The organism is Kitasatospora sp. NPDC041917, assembly GCF_055589745.1.
The window spans coordinates 228,732-247,762 of the sequence record NZ_JBVJBI010000004.1; the positions used below are offsets into that span (position 1 = coordinate 228,732).

Annotated in this window: 14 protein-coding genes, 1 tRNA gene, 1 other RNA gene and 1 pseudogene; 12 read left to right on the plus strand and 5 right to left on the minus strand. The window is 74.6% G+C overall.

The genetic code is table 11. The features are described 5' to 3' along the window. Positions 1 to 154: 154 nt before the first annotated feature. Complete coding sequence (locus ACZ6EM_RS06795; RefSeq protein ID WP_401043682.1) at positions 155 to 859, minus strand: hypothetical protein; 705 nt, start codon at positions 857 to 859, stop codon at positions 155 to 157. Between ACZ6EM_RS06795 and ACZ6EM_RS06800 the strand changes: the two are divergent. Further along, positions 797 to 1,741, plus strand: a pseudogene (locus tag ACZ6EM_RS06800) (tyrosine-type recombinase/integrase); the annotation flags it as partial. The gene ACZ6EM_RS06795 and the pseudogene ACZ6EM_RS06800 overlap by 63 nt on opposite strands. A gap of 100 nt (positions 1,742 to 1,841) precedes the next feature. On the opposite strand, the gene ACZ6EM_RS06805 reads toward ACZ6EM_RS06800, so the two are convergent. Continuing rightward, positions 1,842 to 1,926, minus strand: a tRNA-Ser gene (locus tag ACZ6EM_RS06805). 107 nt (positions 1,927 to 2,033) lie between these two features. On the opposite strand from ACZ6EM_RS06805, the gene ffs reads away from it, so the two are divergent. From ffs to ACZ6EM_RS06855, 10 genes are all read left to right on the plus strand, one after another. After that, positions 2,034 to 2,130, plus strand: an RNA gene (gene ffs, locus ACZ6EM_RS06810) — signal recognition particle sRNA small type. Between the two features lie 67 nt (positions 2,131 to 2,197). After that, positions 2,198 to 4,384 carry a DNA polymerase III subunit gamma and tau gene (locus ACZ6EM_RS06815; RefSeq protein ID WP_465771862.1) on the plus strand — a complete coding sequence of 729 codons (2,187 nt, stop codon included), beginning with the start codon at positions 2,198 to 2,200 and terminating at the stop codon, positions 4,382 to 4,384. Positions 4,385 to 4,573: 189 nt separating this feature from the next. Continuing rightward, the gene (locus ACZ6EM_RS06820; protein ID WP_359905653.1) at positions 4,574 to 4,912 is read left to right on the plus strand and encodes a YbaB/EbfC family nucleoid-associated protein; all 339 of its coding nucleotides are present in this window, start codon (positions 4,574 to 4,576) and stop codon (positions 4,910 to 4,912) included. Between the two features lie 269 nt (positions 4,913 to 5,181). Continuing rightward, entirely contained in the window at positions 5,182 to 5,781 is a 600-nt protein-coding gene (gene recR, locus ACZ6EM_RS06825; protein WP_316522617.1) for a recombination mediator RecR, read from the plus strand. After that, the gene (locus tag ACZ6EM_RS06830) at positions 5,774 to 6,487 is read left to right on the plus strand and encodes a DUF5063 domain-containing protein (RefSeq protein ID WP_359905656.1); all 714 of its coding nucleotides are present in this window, start codon (positions 5,774 to 5,776) and stop codon (positions 6,485 to 6,487) included. Before recR ends, ACZ6EM_RS06830 begins: the two co-directional genes overlap by 8 nt. Before the next feature lie 375 nt (positions 6,488 to 6,862). After that, entirely contained in the window at positions 6,863 to 8,143 is a 1,281-nt protein-coding gene (locus ACZ6EM_RS06835) for an aspartate kinase (RefSeq protein WP_359905659.1), read from the plus strand. 46 nt (positions 8,144 to 8,189) lie between these two features. Continuing rightward, positions 8,190 to 9,335 carry an aspartate-semialdehyde dehydrogenase gene (locus ACZ6EM_RS06840; protein WP_465771863.1) on the plus strand — a complete coding sequence of 382 codons (1,146 nt, stop codon included), beginning with the start codon at positions 8,190 to 8,192 and terminating at the stop codon, positions 9,333 to 9,335. A gap of 290 nt (positions 9,336 to 9,625) precedes the next feature. Continuing rightward, complete coding sequence (locus ACZ6EM_RS06845) at positions 9,626 to 10,171, plus strand: SigE family RNA polymerase sigma factor (protein ID WP_359905665.1); 546 nt, start codon at positions 9,626 to 9,628, stop codon at positions 10,169 to 10,171. Then, entirely contained in the window at positions 10,164 to 11,570 is a 1,407-nt protein-coding gene (locus tag ACZ6EM_RS06850; RefSeq protein WP_465771864.1) for a hypothetical protein, read from the plus strand. The genes ACZ6EM_RS06845 and ACZ6EM_RS06850 overlap by 8 nt, the downstream gene beginning before the upstream one ends. A 185-nt stretch (positions 11,571 to 11,755) precedes the next feature. Next, positions 11,756 to 12,535 (plus strand): SURF1 family protein, encoded by a 780-nt coding sequence (locus ACZ6EM_RS06855; protein WP_452179943.1) that lies wholly within the window; start codon positions 11,756 to 11,758, stop codon positions 12,533 to 12,535. A gap of 27 nt (positions 12,536 to 12,562) precedes the next feature. Here the strand turns inward: ACZ6EM_RS06855 and ACZ6EM_RS06860 are convergent, their stop codons facing one another. The 3 genes from ACZ6EM_RS06860 to ACZ6EM_RS06870 all read right to left on the minus strand — a co-directional run bounded on the left by ACZ6EM_RS06860 (position 12,563) and on the right by ACZ6EM_RS06870 (position 15,936). Further along, positions 12,563 to 13,270, minus strand: a complete 708-nt coding sequence (locus ACZ6EM_RS06860) for a hypothetical protein (protein WP_465771865.1) — start codon at positions 13,268 to 13,270, stop codon at positions 12,563 to 12,565. Continuing rightward, positions 13,267 to 15,123, minus strand: coding sequence for a S9 family peptidase (locus ACZ6EM_RS06865; protein ID WP_465771866.1), 1,857 nt, complete (start codon positions 15,121 to 15,123; stop codon positions 13,267 to 13,269). Before ACZ6EM_RS06865 ends, ACZ6EM_RS06860 begins: the two co-directional genes overlap by 4 nt. Before the next feature lie 435 nt (positions 15,124 to 15,558). After that, positions 15,559 to 15,936 carry a nuclear transport factor 2 family protein gene (locus tag ACZ6EM_RS06870; protein ID WP_359905678.1) on the minus strand — a complete coding sequence of 126 codons (378 nt, stop codon included), beginning with the start codon at positions 15,934 to 15,936 and terminating at the stop codon, positions 15,559 to 15,561. A gap of 234 nt (positions 15,937 to 16,170) precedes the next feature. On the opposite strand from ACZ6EM_RS06870, the gene ACZ6EM_RS06875 reads away from it, so the two are divergent. After that, a complete protein-coding gene (locus tag ACZ6EM_RS06875; RefSeq protein ID WP_465771867.1) occupies positions 16,171 to 19,002 on the plus strand; it encodes an ATP-binding protein in 2,832 nt (943 codons plus the stop codon). Positions 19,003 to 19,031: the final 29 nt, after the last annotated feature.

Consider the following 19,031-nt stretch of genomic DNA (forward strand, 5'->3'; position numbering starts at 1 on the left):
TCGGTGTCGGGTGACGGTTGGCAAGCACACAAGACGCACGGCGGCCGGGATGGTTCCCGGCCGCCGAAGAAGACATCGAACCGACATCTGTGCGCACGGGCGTTCCTGCGGCTGGGTGGGCGGGGCACGAGGCATCGGGTGTTTCCGGTCGTGGTCAGCGACGGCGGCTGGAGTCGTTGGCGGCCCTGGTGCCGGTCGGCACGGCGGGTGTTGTGGGCGCGGGCGTCGGGGTGGTGCGGCTGCCGGTGCGGGCGCGTGCGGCCTGGGTGCGCTGGTTGATGCGGTCGCTGGTGGCGCTGCGTAGGCGCCAGAGGAGGACTTCGGCGGGGCGGTCGGCGGTGGTGAGCTCCCGTTGCTGGGCGGCCTCGGCGAGGGCTCGGCGGGGTGGTTGGCCGGAGGATTCGGCCTGGGCGAGCGCGGTGGCCAGGGCGGGCCAGGACGGGTCGGCGAGGATGCGCTGGGCGTGGTCGGGGACGGCGGCGTGGACCTGGGCGGCGAGGCGGTCGGTGGTCTTGGGGGTGGGGGTGCGGCAGGTGAGGTCGGCGATGACCGGCTCGGCCGTCTGCCGGTAGGCGGTTCGCACGTGGACGAGGGACTGCTGGGCGGCGTGGGCTTGCTGCTGGTGGCCTCGGGTCTGGTGCCAGCGGGCAATGGCGATCAGGACGAAGACGGCGGTGGACAGCAGGGCGGCGGCGGTGGCGCCGTCCTCGCCGGAGCCGGCGGTGTGCAGGAGTTGCTTGGCGGCGGTGCGCAGGGCTGCGGCCTGCTGGTGTTCGGCACGGACCTTGGATCGGGTGTCCGAGTGCACCTCGTCCCCGGCCTCGGCGCGCACCGCCTGGAGAAGCTGGAACCCGAGCACCTGGAGCGCTTCTACAAGAAGATGCAGGCCGCCGGCAGCGCCGCCGGTACCGCCCACCAGGCCCACCGCACCATCCGTGTCGCCCTCGGCGAGGCCCTGCGGCGTGACCACCTCACCCGCAACGTGGCCACGATCGCCAAGGCCCCGAAGCTCGAAGAGGAGGAGGTCGAGCCGTTCGAGATCGAGGAGGTCCAGGCGCTCATGGACACGGCGCGCAAGCGCCGCAACTCCGCCCGCTGGATCTTCGCGCTCGCCCTCGGCCTGCGTCAGGGCGAGGTGCTCGGGCTCCAGTGGAAGGACGTCGACTTCACCCGAGGCGTCGCCTGGGTCAAGCGCGGCCGGCTGCGGCCCAAGTACCGGCACGGCTGCGGCGACCGCTGCGGGCGCAAGCCCGGTTTCTGCCCGCAGAAGGAGCCGATCCGGCGCGAGACCAAGGACACCAAGTCCCGAGCCGGGCGACGCGCGGTGCCGCTGCCCGAGCAACTCGTCGTGATCCTCCGGCAGCACAAGGAGGAGCAGGACCGCGAGTGGGCCCTCGCACGCGACCTCTGGACGGACAAGGGCTACGTCTTCACCTCGGAGACCGGCGAGCCGCTCAACCCCAGCACCGACTACCACCACTGGAAGCGGCTCCTGCGCGAGGCCGGCATCCGCGACGGGCGCCTCCATGACGCCCGCCACACCGCCTCGACCGTCCTCCTCCTGCTCGGCGTGCCGGAGCGGATCGTCATGGCGATCATGGGCTGGTCCTCGACCTCGATGGCCCAGCGCTACCAGCACGTCACCGAGCCGATGCTGAACGACGTCGGCAGGAAGATCGGCGAGGCTCTGTGGGGCGACGTCGGATCTGGCCCGGAGGAGCCCGGCGAAGACGCCGCCTGAGGCCCAGAACCCCAACTGAGACCAAAACTGAGACCACGATACGAAGAAGGCCCCGACCGGGAACCCGGTCGGGGCCTTCAACTGCCTTGCTAGGCAAAGGCGGAGGATACGAGATTCGAACTCGTGAGGGGTTGCCCCCAACACGCTTTCCAAGCGTGCGCCCTAGGCCTCTAGGCGAATCCTCCGTGGGAGAGCTTAGTACATGTTTCGGGGTGGTCGCGACCACCTGTCCCGCAGGCGGAGGGATGGGGTGGCCTGTGGATCGTCGGGGCCGGGATCCGGTACTGTGGGGGTCAGCCCCTCGTGTGGCGTCATCTCTCTGAACCCCCCCAGGGCCGGAAGGCAGCAAGGGTAGGAGGGCTCTGGCGGGTGCACGGGGGGTCTTTGCGTTCCCGGGGCCGGGGTGAGGGGTGAGCGGCGACGCGTTTGTCGGTCCGTCCCGATATCGTCGGGGGTGTGTCCCTAGCCCTGTACCGCCGCTACCGCCCCGAGACCTTCGCGGAGGTCATCGGGCAGGAGCACGTGACCGCTCCGCTCCAGCAGGCCCTGCGCAACAACAGGGTCAACCACGCGTACCTGTTCAGTGGGCCGCGTGGCTGTGGAAAGACGACGAGCGCGCGCATCCTGGCCCGTTGCCTCAACTGTGAACAGGGGCCGACGCCGACGCCCTGCGGGGAGTGCCAGTCCTGCCGGGACCTCGCGACCGGCGGGCCCGGGTCGATCGACGTGATCGAGATCGACGCCGCCTCGCACGGTGGTGTGGACGACGCGCGCGAGCTGCGCGAGCGGGCGTTCTTCGCGCCGGTGCACAGCCGGTACAAGATCTTCATCCTGGACGAGGCGCACATGGTGACCTCGGCCGGCTTCAACGCGCTGCTCAAGGTCGTCGAGGAGCCGCCGGAGCACCTCAAGTTCATCTTCGCGACCACCGAGCCGGAGAAGGTGATCGGGACGATCCGGTCCCGGACGCACCACTACCCGTTCCGGCTGGTCCCGCCCGGCACGCTGCGCGACTACCTGGCGGAGGTGTGCGGCCGGGAGGGGATCCAGGTCGAGGACACCGTGTTCCCCCTGGTGGTGCGGGCGGGCGCCGGGTCGGTGCGTGACTCGATGTCGGTGATGGACCAGCTGCTGGCCGGGGCCGCCGAGGGCGGCGTCACGTACCAGATGGCCACGTCGCTGCTCGGCTACACCGACTCCGCGCTGCTGGACGAGGTGGTGGACGCCTTCGCCGCGCACGACGGGGCGACGGTGTTCCAGGTGATCGACCGGGTGGTCGAGGGCGGGCACGACCCGCGCCGCTTCGTCACCGACCTGCTGGAGCGGCTGCGCGACCTGGTGATCCTCGCCACCGTGCCGGACGCCGGGGAGAAGGGGCTGATCGACGCCCCGGCCGACCGGATCGCGGTGATGCAGGCCCAGGCGGACGCGTTCGGCGCGGCCGAGCTGAGCCGGGCCGCCGACATCGTCAACACCGGGCTGACCGAGATGCGCGGCAACGCGGCGCCCCGGCTGCAGCTGGAGCTGATCTGCGCCCGGGTGATGCTGCCGGGCGCCTACAGCGACGAGCTGTCGCTGCAGGCACGGCTGGACAAGCTGGAGCGACGGGCGGCGGCGGGCGGGTTCGCCGCGCCGATGGCGGCCCCGGTGGGCATGCCGATGACGGCCCCGGCGTCGGTTGGCCCGATGGCGGTTGCGCCGGCGGCGGCCGTCCCGGTGGGCGAGGTGCCGGTGGCGCCCGTCCCGGCCGCGCCCCCGGTGCAGGCCGCTCCCGTCCCGGCCGCGCCGCCCGTGCAGGCCGCGCCGCCCGCCGCCCCCGCCGGGTCGGCGCCGGGTGCCTGGCCGATCCCGCGCAGCTTCCCGCCCGCCGGTGGCGCCCCCGCCGCGGCTCCGGCGACGCCCCCGGCGGCGCAGCCGCAGGCGCAGGCGGCCCCGGCCCAGGCGGCTCCCGCTCCCGTGCCCGCTCCGGCCCCCGCCCCGGCGGCGGCTTCCGGCGGGCAGCCGTCGGCGTCCGCGCAGCAGGGCGCCGCACAGGTGCGGCAGCTGTGGCCGCAGATCCTGGAGGCGGTGAAGAACCGCCGCCGCTTCACCTGGATCCTGCTCAGCCAGAACGGCCAGGTGGCCGGGTTCGACGGCAGCGTGCTCCAGGTGTCCTTCATCAACGCCGGTGCCCGGGACAGCTTCGTCGGCAGCAACAGCGACGACGTGCTGCGCGCCGCGCTGGCCGAGGCGCTGGGTGTGGACTGGCGGATCGAGTGCATCGTCGACCCGTCCGGCGGTGCCGGCGGCCCGGGCGGCGGGGCGCCGAGCGGCGGCGCCCAGGGCGGCGGGGGCTGGGGAGCCCCGGCGCGCCCGGCGGCGGCCGTGCCGTCGATGCCCGCGCCCGCCCCGGCGCCGGTGCAGGCTCCGCCGGTCCAGGCCGCGCCGGCGCCCGTCCAGGCGCCGCCCGTGCAGCCCGCGCCGGTGCAGGCCCCGCCGGTCCAGGCCGCGCAGGCCCGTCCGGTGCGGTCGGTGGCCCCGGAGGACGACATCCCGGAGGCGGACGATCCGGACCTGAAGGAGGACGTGTTCTCCGGGCAGGAGCTGATCATCCGCGAGCTGGGCGCGACGGTGCTGGAGGAGATCCACCACCAGGGCTCCTGAGCCGGGCCCCGGGCCCCGCCCGCGTGCGACGGCACCGGCCCGGGCCCGAGCCCCGGCGCCGTCCCCGAGCCGACCCTGAGCCGCCCCGGAGCCGGGCCCCGGTCCGGGCCCCGGAGCGGTGGGCAGCACGTAGGCTCGGCGGTGACGAACGAAGCACCGCATGACAGCCGTGACAGCAAGGAGACAGCCGTGTTCCCCGGTGGTGGCCAGCCCAACATGCAGCAGCTGCTGAAGCAGGCGCAGAAGATGCAGCAGGATTTCGCCAAGGCCCAGCAGGAGCTGGCCGAGACGAAGGTGAACGGTTCGGCGGGCGGCGGCCTGGTCGAGGCGACGGTGACCGGCGCCGGTGAGCTGGTGGCGCTGACCATCGCCCCGGCGGCCGTGGACCCGGAGGACACCGAGACGCTGGCCGACCTGATCCTGGCGGCCGTCCGGGACGCCAACCAGACCGCGCAGAAGATGCAGGCCGAGCGCATGGGCCCGCTGACCCAGGGCCTGGGCGGCGGCATCCCCGGCCTGCCGTTCTAGCGTCGGCCGTTCTAACGTCGGCTCTACGTTCCAGAAGGTCTGAAGTTCAGACGACAGACCTATGTGATTTATGTGGGAGTCGGGCGTCGGGCGCTGTGTCCGACGCCCGATTCGTTGGATGATGGCACCGGAGCACCACCGGCCGTCCGGTACCACCGGTCGTCCGCTACCCGGCCGTCAGGCCACCACGGACCAGCAGGCCACCACCGGCCGTCACCGGCCACCACCGGGCATACGGCACCATCGACCATCCGAGGGAAGGCGCGACGTTGTACGAGGGCGTGGTTCAGGACCTGATCGACGAACTGGGCAGGCTGCCCGGCGTCGGGCCCAAGAGCGCCCAGCGGATCGCCTTCCACGTGTTGCAGGCCGACCCGACCGACGTGCGCCGGCTGGCCCACGCGCTGCTGGAGGTCAAGGACAAGGTCCGCTTCTGCGCGGTCTGCGGCAACGTCGCGGAGGCCGAGCAGTGCCGGGTCTGCCTGGACCCCCGCCGCGACCTCGCCGTCATCTGCGTGGTCGAGGAGTCCAAGGACGTCGTCGCCATCGAGCGCACCCGCGAGTTCCGCGGCCGCTACCACGTGCTGGGCGGCGCGATCAGCCCCATCGAGGGCGTCGGCCCGGACGACCTGCGCATCCGCGAACTGCTGTCGCGCCTCGCGGACGGCACGGTCACCGAGCTGATCCTGGCCACCGACCCCAACCTGGAGGGGGAGGCGACCGCCACCTACCTGGCCCGGCTCTGCAAGCCGATGGGCCTGAAGGTGACCCGTCTGGCGAGCGGCCTGCCCGTCGGCGGGGATCTGGAGTACGCGGACGAGGTCACCCTCGGTCGCGCCTTCGAAGGGAGACGACTGCTCGATGTCTGACCGGACGATCAACCAGCAGCCCCACACCCCCCACCAGCAGTCCCACGGGGAACCGGGGGCGCACGCCCCGCACATCCACGGTCACGGCTCGGAGCCGGACGACTTCGCCGTGCAGATCGCCGACTCGGTGGAGAGCTTCGTGCTCGCCGTCACCGAGGTCGCCAAGGGCGACGAGCCCGGCAGCGCGGTCTCGCTGCTGCTCCTGGAGGTCTCGCAGCTGCTGCTGGCCGGCGGCCGGCTGGGTGCGATCGAGGACGTCGTCCCGGAGGACCGCTTCGAGCCCGACGCCGGTCCCGAGCCGGACGGCGAGCAGCTGCGCGAGCGCCTCGCCGAGCTGCTCGCGCCGATCGACGTCTACCACGAGGTCTTCGACCCGTACGGCCCGCCGGAGAAGCCCAACGCCTTCCGGATCTCGGACGACCTGGCCGGCGTGGTCAGCGAGCTCCAGCACGGGCTGACCCACTACCGCGAGGGCCGGATCAGCGAGGCGCTGTGGTGGTGGCAGTTCTCGTACCTCTCCAACTGGGGCACGACCTGCACGGCGGTGCTGCGGGCCCTGCAGTCGCTCATCGCCCACGTCCGGCTGGACAGCCCGCTCGGCGCGGTGCCGGACGGCGCGGACACCGACGACGACGGGCTCACCGACGAGCAGCTCGAACAGCAGGCGGGCGACCTGATGGCGGCCGAGCTCGGCCTCGGGCGGTAGGCGGCCTGCTGTCGGCGCCCGGGCACGGCCATGGCCCACGGCCATGGCCACGGTGGCCGGCAGCCGGTGGGCGGTATTCCGCGACGGCCCTCTCGGATTGTGACGAATGCCTCAGCGCCCCGGCCGGAAAGGAAATCCGGCCGGATCGCCGTCCCCCGATCCGCCGATTCTTCGGAGCCGTACCGAATCGCCCGCAGACCTGACGGCGGAGCCCCCCGCACGGCCGCTCACGTGCTGAAACTACCGTCTCACCATATGGAAAGCGCCGGTCGGAGCACCCCTGCTCGGTAGACTGACGACGACCGCACCCCCCTCTCCCCAGGGGGGTACGGGGGCCCGGAGCCCCCGGAAAAGACTTCGAGTCGAGGAGCGCACGTGGGCCTTGTCGTGCAGAAGTACGGCGGCTCATCCGTTGCGGATGCCGAAGGCATCAAGCGCGTGGCCCGCCGGATCGTTGACACCAAGAAGGCCGGCCATGAGGTCGTCGTCGTGGTGTCCGCGATGGGCGACACGACGGACGAGCTCATCGAACTCGCGGAGCAGGTGTCACCGCTGCCTGCCGGCCGTGAGTTCGACATGCTGCTGACCGCTGGAGAGCGCATCTCCATGGCGCTGCTGGCCATGGCGATCAAATCCCTGGGGCACGAGGCACAGTCCTTCACGGGCAGCCAGGCCGGTGTCATCACCGACTCCGTCCACAACAAGGCGCGCATCATCGACGTGACGCCCGGCCGCATCCGCACCGCCCTGGACGAGGGCAACATCGCGATCGTGGCCGGTTTCCAGGGCGTCTCCCAGACCAGCAAGGACATCACCACGCTGGGCCGGGGCGGCTCGGACACCACCGCCGTGGCGCTCGCCGCCGCGCTCAGCGCCGAGGTCTGCGAGATCTACACCGACGTGGACGGCGTGTTCACCGCCGACCCGCGCGTGGTGAAGAAGGCCCGCAAGATCGACTGGATCGCCTACGAGGACATGCTGGAGCTGGCCTCGTCGGGTTCCAAGGTGCTGCTCGATCGGTGTGTCGAGTACGCCCGTCGCTACAACATCCCGATTCACGTACGCTCGTCCTTCTCGGGTCTTCCCGGGACGATCGTCAGCAACGACAACCCGAACAAGCCCGAAGGGGGCGAGATGGAGCAGGCCATCATCTCCGGAGTCGCCCACGACACCTCCGAGGCCAAGGTCACCGTCGTCGGCGTGCCCGACAAGCCGGGCGAGGCGGCGCGCATCTTCCGCGCCATCGCCGACGCCGAGGTCAACATCGACATGGTGGTGCAGAACGTCTCCGCCGCGTCGACCGGCCTGACCGACATCTCCTTCACCCTGCCCAAGACCGAGGGCCAGAAGGCCATCGACGCGCTGGGCCGGGTCAAGGCGGGCATCGGCTACGAGTCGCTGCGCTACGACGACGCGATCGGCAAGATCTCGCTGGTCGGCGCCGGCATGCGCTCCAACCCGGGCGTCACGGCGACCTTCTTCGAGGCGCTGTCCGCCGCGGGCGTCAACATCGAGCTGATCTCCACCTCGGAGATCCGCATCTCGGTGGTCACCCGCGCCGACGACGTGCCGGAGGCCGTCCGCGCCGTCCACAGCGCCTTCGGCCTGGACAGCGAGAGCGACGAGGCCGTCGTCTACGGCGGCACCGGGCGATGACCCGGACGCGGGGCCGGGTCACCGGGTCCTGCCGGGGCGCCGGGCGATGACCCGGCGTCCGAACCTCGCCGTCGTCGGCGCCACCGGCGCGGTCGGCGAGGTGCTGCTCGGGCTGCTCTCCCTCCGCCAGGACGTCTGGGGCGAGATCCGACTCGTCGCCTCCCCGCGCTCGGCCGGCCGCAAGGCGGTGGTGCGCGGGGAGGCCGTCGAGGTCGTCCCGCTGGCCGAGGAGGCCTTCGCGGGCATCGACGTGGCGGTGTTCGCCGTCCCCGACCCGGTCTCGGCGCAGTGGGCGCCGATCGCGGCGGCCAAGGGCGTCGTGGTGATCGACGGCTCGGCCGTCTTCCGTACCGCCGAGGACGTGCCGCTGGTCGTCCCGGAGGTCAACGCGGCCGCGCTGCGGATCCGCCCGCGCGGCATCGTCGCCAGTCCGGCCGCTACCGCCCTCGCGATGATCGCCGCGGTGGGGGCGCTGCACGCCGAGTACGGGCTGGCGCAGCTCGTGGTCGCCTCCTACCAGGCCGCCGACGGCGAGGGCCGCGACGGCGAGGCGACGCTGCGCGCGCAGACCGGGCTGGTGGCGGGTGCCGCCGTCGGCCGGCAGACCGGTGACCTGCGCGCGCTGATCGCCGATCAGGGGCCGTTCGCCGCCCCGCTGGTGCTCAACGCGGTGCCCTGGACCGGCGGGCTGCGCGAGGGCGGCTGGTCCGCCCAGGAGACGGGCATCCGCGACGAGTCCCGCAAGGTCCTCGGCCTGCCCGCCCTGAAGGTCTCGGCGACCTGCGTCCACATCCCGGTCGTCCGCACCCACGCGCTGGCCGTGCACGCGCGGTTCGAACGCGAGGTCACCCAGGAGCACGCGCAGGACATCCTGCGGGACGCGCCCGGCGTGGTGCTCTACGACGACCCGGCGGCCGGCGAGTTCCCCACGCCGAACGACGTGGTCGGGACGGACCCGGTCTGGGTCGGGAGGGTCCGGCGGGCGCTGGACGAGCCGGACGCGCTGGACCTCTTCCTGTGCGGGGACAACCTGCGCAAGGGGTCGGCGCTCAACCTGGTGCAGCTGGCCGAGCTGGTGGCGGCGGAACTGATGGCGGGCGAGCCGGTGGACGCGGAGCCGGACGCGGAGTTGGACGTGGCGGCGACGGCTGAGCCGACGGGGCCGACGGGGCCGGAGAAGCCGGAGTACTAGGTCCCGGGGCCCTCGCGCGTTCCGAAGTGCCCGCTTGTGTCCACAGCTGTGTCCATACCTGTGTTCGCTCCTCGACACAATCTGTCCGGAATCCCGGGGGAATCCCCTGGAGGCCTCTTCCGCCGATGCGGAAGAATGGGCCCCGAGCCGGGCAACCATGACAGGGGATCGAGTGTCCAACGTGCGTGGCGAACGTGATGGTGGGGGCAAGGGCGGGCATACCGGCGAGAGCCGCGGTGCCCTTCCCGTCGCGCGCCCCGTGGCCTGCGAGTAGGCCGGAAGAAGACCAGATGACGGCGGCCGCACGCGGTGCGGCGGACTCCGGCGCCGGTACCGACGCGGGTACCAGCGAGGACCTGCTCACCGAGACCTACCAGGCGCACTACCGCTCGTTGCTGCGGCTCGCGGCACTGCTCCTGGACGACCTCTCGACGTGCGAGGACGTCGTCCAGGAGGCGTTCATCCGGGTGCACGCCGCCCGGCGCAGGGTGCGCGAGCCCGAGAAGACCCTGGCCTACCTGCGGCAGACGGTCGTCAACCTGTCCCGCTCCACGCTGCGCCGCCGCATCCTCGGGCTGCGACTGCTGCCGAAGCCCATGCCTGACATGGCCAGTGCAGAAGAAGGTGCCTACGATGCCCTGGAGCGCGACCAGTTGAAGGCCGCGCTGCGTGGTCTGCAACGCCGTCAGCGGGAGGTTCTGGTGCTGCGTTACTTCGTGGACATGACGGAGGCGCAGGTCGCCGAGACCCTGGGCATCTCGCTCGGCTCGGTGAAGGCCTACGGCTCCCGCGGACTCGCCGCCCTCCGCGTCCAGATGGAGGCCGGACATGGCTGAGGCGGACGACGGCCGTCGGCGACCGGTCGACGGGGCGTCCGGGCCGAACGCGCCCGAGCCGACGGCGTCCGAGTCGACGGCGCCCGAGCTGCACGCGTCCGAGCCGACGGCGCCCGAGCCGCACGCGTCCGAGTCGACGGCGCCCGAGTCGAAGTCGCCGGGTACGCGCGCACCGAGTCCGAACGCACCGGGTCCGAACGCACCGGGTCCGCTCGCGTCCAGTCCGAACGCGGCCGGGAAGCCCGGTGCGAACGGCCCCGCGGGTGAGGTCCCGGAGCTCCTGGACCTCTCCGCCGACGAACGGGCGCTGCGCGAGCGGCTGCACGGCGCCGTCTCCGGTATCCAGCCCGCCGTGGGCGGGCTGCCGCGGATCCGGCGGGCCGTGCCCCGCCGCCGGGCCGCCCGGCGCGGCGCCTGGACCGGGGCGGCCGCACTCGCCTTCGCCGTCGCGATCGGCCTGCCCGTCCTGCACGAGGGGGAGCACCTCGGGCTCTCCGGCGGTCCCGGCTCGGCCGACGCCAAGAGCCCGGCCGCCGCGTCCCCCAGCGGTGCCGCCGGTACCGCCGGCGGCACCGCGGCGGCCACGCAGACGGGCGCGGGCGGCACCGGCGCCGCCACCTCGCCGACCGGTACGGCCGCGGCCCCGCACACCCCCGGCGGCGGGCTGACGCAAACCGACGGTGGCGTCGCGCCCTCCGGGACCTCCGGGGCCGGCGACGGCGGCATCGTCCCGCTCTGCACCCGGACGGACCTCGGCGAAGGCGTCGCGCAGGTCGGCACGGCCGACGGCGACGGGCGGATCTACGGCTCGTTCACCGTCCACAACGTCTCCGTGCGCAGCTGCCGGCTCGGCGGGCCGGGCTCGGTGGCGGTCACCGCCGTCAGCGGCGGCGACCGCGGACGCATCCGCACCGCCGACCACGCGCCGGGCGACCCGGCGGCCGGCCTCCCCGCGATGGACGGGGAGCCCCCGGTGCTCGCGCCGCGGGCCGGGTACCGGGTGCCGTTCGCCTGGGTCCCCGACCGGACCTGTACCGGCTCCGGCACCCTGACCACCCCGTCGAGTGGCGTCAACCAGGTGGCCCTGCGCTCGGACGTCCCGGCCATCGAGCCCGGCGCCCCGGCCTCCGTCCCCTCCAGTGAGCCCAGCGCCAACCCGCCGGCCTCCTCGTCCCCGTCGGCGGGCCCCAGCACGGCTCCCAGCCCGACCCCGACCCCGACCGGCGGCCCGACCGCCGCACCGTCCACCGTGACCATCGCCCACACCCCCGCCCCCGGCAGTCCGGCGGCCGCCACGGCGACCCTGCCCGTGGCGTGCAGCGGCACCGTCTACCGCGGCGGCGTCCAGAACCTGGGCGGTTCGGTGCCGCAGCCGTCGGGTTCGCCGACGGCGGGGTGACCGCGGGCGGCGGCGCGGTGACGTCGGGCGGCGGTGACGACGGACAGCGGTGACGTCGGGCAGCGGTGACGACGGACAGCGGTGACGTCGGGCAGCGGTGACGACGGGCGGCCGCGGCGGGCCGGCGGCCGCCGTGGCCGGGGCCCGGGGGCCGGGCGGGTGTGAGGAGTGGTTACCGTGGGGGTGTGTACCGGTTCCTCCTGACTTCGCGCTGGCTCGGCGGCACCGTCGTGGCCGTGGCGGCCGTGGCGGTGTGCCTGTGGCTGGGCTCCTGGCAGCTCGGCCGGTTCGAGGACCGGGTGTCCACGCACCAGGAGACCCAGCAGGCGGTCACCGCTTCGAGTGACGCCCGGCCGATCGACGCGCTGCTCAACCAGGCGACTCCGCAGGTGAGCACGGAGACCGTCGGCAGGACGGTCACGGTGACCGGCACCTACGACAGCGAGCACCAACTGCTCGTCCCCAACCGGGTGGTGGACGGCAAGCAGGGCTACTACGTGCTCACCCCGCTGCGCACCGCCGACGGTCACGCCGTCGCCGTGGTGCGCGGCTGGGCGGGCGGGGACCCGGCCGCCGCCGGGTCGCCGCCGGGCGGAGAGGTGACGGTGACCGGTCGCCTGCAGGCCAACGAGGCCGTGGGCAGCAACGGCGCGGTGGCGGGCGGTCTGCCGACCGGGCAGCTCGGCATGATCAACCGGGCGTCGCTGCTGAACGTGCTGGAGTACGACGGCTGGTACGACGGCTGGGTGGCCGCCGACGACGCGCCCGCCGGGCTGGCCCCGGTACCGACCGTGCAGCCCCAGGGCGGCGACGGGCTCACCCTGCGCGCGTTCCAGAACCTGGGCTACACCCTGGAGTGGTTCGTCTTCGCCGGGTTCGTCGTCTTCATGTGGTTCCGCCTGGTGCGCCGCGAGGCGGAGGCGGAGCAGGACCGGGCCCTCGGGCTGGACCCGGTCCTGGACTGACCGGCGCGTCCTGGTCCGACCCCGCTCTCAGCGCTTGGTCGGCAGGGCCGGTGCCGCTGTCGGCTTGACCGCCGGCGGGGGCGCTGTCGGTGTCGGCGCCGCCGGTGTCGGCGTCGGGAGCGGCTGCTGGGTCGGGGAGGACGAGCCGGTGGGCAGCGGCGTCGGGTCGCTGTGGCAGTGGCCGTTGCCGTTGCCGCTGCCGTTGTGGTCGTCGGAGTCGTAGTGGTCGATGTGGTGGTGCACGGTGCGACCGGTCTTCGACCCCTTGGAGCCCTTCGAGCCGGAGGAGCCCGAGGAGCCCGAGGAGCCCGAGGAGCCCGAGGAGCCGCCGGACCCCTTCGAACCCTTGGCGAGCTCGACGGTGCCGTCCGGGTCGGTCGACTCGTACGCCGCCGCCAGGACGGCCGTGCCCGCGACCCCGCCCGCGACCCCGCCCGCGATCCCGCCCGCCCTCCCCGCGCCCGGTGCGCTCGCCCTGGTCGCCGTGGCGAGCGGCGTGGCACCGGCGGGCGGTACAGCACCGGTCGGTGGGACGGCGCGGGCGGGCGGTACGGCGCCGGTCGGCGGTGCGGTGGTGGTCGGCACGGCCGGCTTGGGCGCGACGACCGAGGAGCTCGGCACCGGCGGGCCGGCCGGTGGCGGGCAGGAGGCGACCTCCGGCCGCGACCCCGAGCAGCCGCTGAGCACCAGGGCCCCGGCCACCGCCACCCCCGCGAGCAGCAGCAGACGTCTCACGCCGCCCCTCCGTCTGCGTCGCTCCCGGCCGCGCCCAGGTGCCGCCGGACGAACTCGATCTCCAGTCGCAGCTGCTTGATCCGCTCCTCCACCACCAGCGAGCCGTGCCCGGCGTCGTAGCGGTACACCTCGTGCGGCTTGCCGAGCTGCTCCAGCCGCTCGACGTAGTTGTCGATCTGCCGGATCGGGCAGCGCGGGTCGTTGACCCCGGCGCTGATGTACACCGGCACCCGCACCTGCTCGACGTAGGTCAGCGGTGAGGAGGCGGTGAAGCGCTCCGGCACCTCCTGCGGGGTGCCGCCGAAGAGCGTGCGGTCCAGCGACTTGAGCGCCTCCATCTCGTCGGCGTACGCGGTGTGGTAGTCCGCGACCGGCACGGCGGCGACGCCGAGGGCCCAGCTGTCGGGCTGGACGCCGAGGCCGAGCAGGGTCAGGTAGCCGCCCCAGCTGCCGCCGGTGAGCACCAGCCGGGCCGGGTCGGCGAGGCCGCTGTCGACGGCCCAGGCGCGGACCGCCGCGATGTCCTCCAGCTCGATCAGGCCGACCCGCTCGTGCAGCGCGTCCGTCCAGGCCTGGCCGTAGCCGGTCGAACCGCGGTAGTTGACCCGGACCACCGCGAAGCCGTGGTCCAGCCAGGCGGCCGGACCGGCGGCGAAGGAGTCGCTGTCGTGGTGGGTCGGGCCGCCGTGGATCTCGAACACGGTCGGGTACGGGCCCGGGGCGGCCGTCGACGGCCGCTGCACCAGGGCGTGCACCCGCCCGCCGGGCCCGTCCACCCAGACGTCCTCGACCGGCACCGAACCGGGCGGCACCGCGCCGGGCGCCCGCAGCACGACCGTACCGGCGGTGGAACGGACGGTGGAGGGCTCGGCGGCGGAGGACCACAGGTACTCGACGGTGCCGTCCGGACGGGCGGTGGCGCCGCCGACGGTGCCGCGCGGGGTGTCCAGGCGGGTCAGCCGGCCGTCGGCGAGCCCGTACGAGAACAGCTCGCTGCGGGCCTCGTACTCGTGCTCCACCAGCAGCTCACCGGCGCCGGGGCGCCACTGCGCGGAGACGTCGCCGGGCAGTTCGCGGCCCTGCTCGTCGCGCAGCGGGAGAGCGGTCTCGGCGCCCGTGGCGACGTCCCAGATCATCGGCTCCCAGCGGCCGGTGCGCTGGTGGGCGACCAGCAGCCGGGTGTCGCCCTCGACCGGCGCGAAGCCCAGGCAGGCGACGCCGCGCGGCTCGTCCCGGCCGGTGACCTCGTCCAGCTCGGCGACGGTCTCGACACCGCCGTCCCCGGTGACGCGGACGACCCGGATCGCGGAGTGCATCGCGTCGCCGTGCTCGGTGTGGTCGATGGCGAGCAGGGTGCTGTCGTGGCTGAGGTCGCCGATGCCGCCGTACTCCTCGTGCCGGTAGATCTCGACCGGCTCGGCGCTGCCGGGGCGGCGCAGGTGCAGGGTGGTGCCGTCCTCGTCGGTGGAGCGGCCGACGACCACGGTGCCGTCGCGGCCGAGGGCCAGGCCGGCCGAGTAGGAAGCGGCGAGGCCGGGCACGGCCTCCTCGTCGGGGCCGCCCGCGAACGGCTGGCGGCGCCAGACGCCGAACTCGTCACCGTCGTGGTCGTCGAACCACCAGACCCAGTCGCCGTCGGGGGACAGCTCGGCGTCGGTGGTGCCGTTCGGACGGTCGGTCACCCGGCGGTGGGCGCCGGTGGCGCGGTCCCAGGCGTAGACCTCGTAGGTGCCGGTCGCGTTGGACACGTACAACGCCCGGTCGGGGGCGTCCTCGGCCCAGTCGGGCAGGGACACCCGGGCCGCCCTGAACCGCTGCTCCCACGCCGGTACGGCGCTCTTCTCCTCGCTCATCCGACCATCCAACCCGATCGGGGGGAGGGAAGGGAACGGGCGGGTGGGCTTCGGCCACCCGCCCCGCGTGCCGGGATCCCGCCACGGCCGCTCCGGGGCGTGCGGGGACCGGCCCCCGGGCGGCGTTCCCAGCCGCAGGAACCGGACCAGGCCCACGGGCGCCGGCGCCAGCGACGCCAGGGCGAGGACGCTGCGGCCTACGGCGGCGGTCGGGCCGCCGGCGCCGCAGTGGACCAGGCCGATCAGCGCGATCCCGAGCGTCGGCCACCGGACACTGCCGTCCGCGGCGCCGTACGCGGTGAGGGCCAGTCCGGCGCCGAGGGGCGGTCCGGCGCCGAGGGGCGGTCCGGCGCCGAGGGGCGGGCGCGGTGGGGGCCGCCCGCCCCTCGGGCAGCGCGGCGGTCTGTGGCCCAGGCGCCCGGCCCCGGTTGCGGCTCAGGCGCCCGGCACGCGGTCGAGGAAGCCGTACACCGCGCCGATCCGGCCGTCCGGGGTGGCCGCCAGCACGTCGAAGCCGATCACCACCGGCTCCGCGCCGGCCGGGCCCAGGTTCCAGGTGAAGCGGGCGATGTCGTGGTGGGCGTCGACCGGCCCGAGGGTGAACTCCAGCCCCGGGAACTGGGCCTGGGCGGCGCCGATCAGCGCGTCGACGGCGTCCCGGCCGGTGACGGCGGCCAGCGGGTCGGTGTAGCGGCCGTCCTCGGCCCACACCTCGTCGACCAGCTTGCGGCGGGCCGCCGGGTCGGTCTCGTTCCACACCGCGAGGTAGCGCTCGGCGAGCTGCTGGAGGGCGGCGGTGGTGATCTCGGTCATCGTCATCTCCCGTGTTCCGGTGGGTGGTTGGCCGGGCCGTTCCCGGTGCTCACCACGGTACGGACGGGCGGCGGTCGGCGAATCCGTCACGTATGGGCATGGGGGTACGTAGCCTCCGCCGGGGTGGGCGGGGGCGCGCGGCGGTGTGCCGGTACCGGTGTCGGTAGTGGCGTCGGTAGTGGCGTCGCTGCCGGTGCCGACGGCGGTGCGGGCCCGGGTGGGTAGGGTCGGGGCATGCTGTACGGGAGGGAAAGCGAACAGGCCGCCGTGGACGGCCTGTTGGACGCGGCGCGGGCCGGCCGCAGCGGGGTGCTGCTGTTCCGGGGCGAGGCCGGCATCGGCAAGACCGCGCTGCTGGACGACGCGGTGGCGCGGGCGGGGGAGTCGTTCCGGGTGATCCGGGCGGCCGGCGTCGAGTACGAGGCCGAGCTGCCGTACGCCGGGCTGAGCCTGCTGCTCGCACCCGGCCTGGACCGGCTGGACGCCCTGCCCGGGCCGCAACGGCGGGCGCTGGAAGCGGCGTTCGGGCTCTCCGACGAGGGCCGGCCGGGCGGCCGCGGGGTGGACGGCGTTCCGGTCGCCGATGGCCCGGCAGCCGATGGCCCGGCAGCCGATGGCTCGGTCGCCGGTGGCCCGGCCGCCGCTGAAGGGCGCGCCGACCGGCTGCTCGTCGGGCTCGCCACGCTCGGTCTGCTCGCCGAACTCGCCGCCGACCAGCCCTTGCTGTGCGTCATGGACGACGTGCAGTGGCTGGACCGGGCCTCACTGGACGCGCTGCTGCTGGCCGCCCGACGCCTCCAGGCCGAGGGGGTGGCCCTGCTGCTCGCCGCCCGCACCAGTGGTGGCCCCGGGGCCACCACCGGCGCGGCGGAGCGTCCGCTGGGACTGCCCGAACGACAGGTGACCGGACTGTCCGAGGCCGACGCCACCCGGCTGCTGGCCCGGCGGGCCGGTTCCGGCCTGCCCGCCGCCGCGCGCGACCGGCTGCTCGCCGAGGCGGCCGGCAACCCGCTCGCACTCACCGAACTCCCGGTCGCCGCGGGGCCGCACACGTCGGCGCCGGGCGGCCTGCCGCTCACCAGTCGGCTGCTGATCGCCTTCCACGGCCAGGTCACCGGCCTGCCCGGGGCCACCCAGACGCTGCTGCTGGTCGCCGCCACCGAGGAGAGCGGGGCGCTGGACGTCGTCCTGCCCGCAGCGGCCGCCCTCGGCGTCACCGCCGAACACCTCGCGCCCGCCGAGGAGTCCGGCCTGGCGACGGTCACCGCCGACCGCCGGATCGCCTTCCGGCACCCCCTGCTGCGCTCCGCGATCCTCCAACGCGCTCCGCACCACCAGAAGACGACGGTCCATCAGGCCGTGGCGCGGGCCCTGCCGGACGGCGACCGCCGCACCTGGCACCTCGCGCTGGCCGCCACCGGCCCCGACGCGGGCCTCGCCGACGCGCTGGAGCGCGCCGCCGTCCGCGCCGAGCGCCGCGGCGGCCACGGCGGGGCCGCCGCGTACGAGCGCGCCGCCCGGCTCACCCCGGACCGCGACAGCGCCACCCGCCGGCTCGTCCTGGCCGCCGAAGCCGCCACCGAGGAAGGCGAGTTGGCTCGCGCGGAGGCGCTCGCCGACGAGGCCTCCGGCCGGACCGACAACGTCCTGGCGCACGCCCTGCTCGACCAGGTCCGGGCCACCGCGCACTTCTGGCGCGGCGCGCACCCGACCGCCCACCGGCTGCTGCTCGACGCCGCCGGCACCGACATCGACCCGATGTACGCCGCCCGGATGCTGCTCCAGGCCTTCCACGCCGCCTGGTACGCGGGGGAGGAGCCGGTGGTCGCCGTCCTGGACCGCCTGGCGGTCCTGCCGCTCGCCGCCGACGACCCCCTCGCCCCGCTCGCCCGCCACCTGCCCGCGGCCGTCCTGCCCGCGCTCGGCCGGCCCGCCACGCCGCTTCGGCCCGTCCGGGAGGCCGTGGAGGCCGCCCGCCGGGCGGGGGCCGACAGCCCGGTCGACCTGGTCCAGCTGTGCGGCGCCACCCTGGTCCTCGGGCGCGACGAGGAGACCGCCGAACTCGCCGCCGAACTGATCGCCGAAGCCCGCGCCAAGGGCACCGTCGGAGTGATGCCCACCCTGCAGTTCTTCCTGGCCGAGGCCGAACTTTTCCACGGCCGGCACCGCGACGCCGAACTCACCGCCACCGAAGGCCTCGGCCTCGCCCGGGACACCGGCCAGCACCAGTGGGTCAGCCAACTCACCGCGCTGCTCGCCTGCCTGGCCGCGCTGGACGGCCGCGATGACAGCTGCGCCGAACTCGCCGCGACCGCCCTCGCCACCACCGGCCCGCAGACCGCCGCCCCCGCGGCCGGCCTGGCCTGGGTCCAGTGGGCGCTCGCCCTGCTCGACCTCGGCCAGGGCCGCGCCGGCGACGCCGCCGACCGGCTGCACACCCTCACCACCGGCCCGCACCGGCACCACATCAGCGCCACCCGGGCCGTCCCCGACCTGGTCGAGGCCGCCGTCCGCCTCGGCACCCCCGAACGTGTCGCCGAACCCTACGAGCGCTTCGCCCGCTGGACGGCCGCCGCCGACCGCCCCTGGGCCGAGGCCCTCCGCCTGCGCTGCCAGGCCCTGCTCGGCCCCGACGAACTCGCCGAGACCGCCTACCGCGCCGCCCTCTCCCGGCACGCGACGGCCCACCGCCCCTTCGAACAGGCCCGCACCGCCCTCCTCTACGGCGAATGGCTGCGCCGCACCCGCCGCCGCACCGACGCCCGCCCCCACCTGCGCGCCGCCCTGGAGACCTTCGACCGCCTCGGCGCCCACCCCTGGGCCGCCCGCGCCCGCACCGAACTCTCCGCCACCGGCACCCCCGCCCCGGCCACCCCCACCGGCACCCCGCAGTCCCCCCTCACCCCCCAGGAACTCCAGATCGCCCGCCTCGCCGCCCAGGGCCTCACCAACCGCGACATCGCCGCCCAGCTCTTCCTCAGCCCCCGCACCGTCGCCCACCACCTCTACAAGGCCTACCCCAAGCTCAACATCACCTCCCGCACCGAACTGACCACCGTCCTCTGACCCGTGAATCACGTTGACGTGTTGCCGAA

Excerpts from the sequence above, each read along its gene's own strand:
- ACZ6EM_RS06875 (WP_465771867.1), top strand. The coding sequence starts at position 16,171 with ATGCTGTACGGGAGGGAAAGCGAACAGGCCGCCGTGGACGGCCTGTTG.
- ACZ6EM_RS06865 (WP_465771866.1), bottom strand. The coding sequence starts at position 15,123 with ATGAGCGAGGAGAAGAGCGCCGTACCGGCGTGGGAGCAGCGGTTCAGG.
- ACZ6EM_RS06840 (WP_465771863.1), top strand. The coding sequence starts at position 8,190 with ATGACCCGGCGTCCGAACCTCGCCGTCGTCGGCGCCACCGGCGCGGTC.
- ACZ6EM_RS06850 (WP_465771864.1), top strand. The coding sequence starts at position 10,164 with ATGGCTGAGGCGGACGACGGCCGTCGGCGACCGGTCGACGGGGCGTCC.
- ACZ6EM_RS06870 (WP_359905678.1), bottom strand. The coding sequence starts at position 15,936 with ATGACCGAGATCACCACCGCCGCCCTCCAGCAGCTCGCCGAGCGCTAC.
- ACZ6EM_RS06845 (WP_359905665.1), top strand. The coding sequence starts at position 9,626 with ATGACGGCGGCCGCACGCGGTGCGGCGGACTCCGGCGCCGGTACCGAC.
- ACZ6EM_RS06830 (WP_359905656.1), top strand. The coding sequence starts at position 5,774 with ATGTCTGACCGGACGATCAACCAGCAGCCCCACACCCCCCACCAGCAG.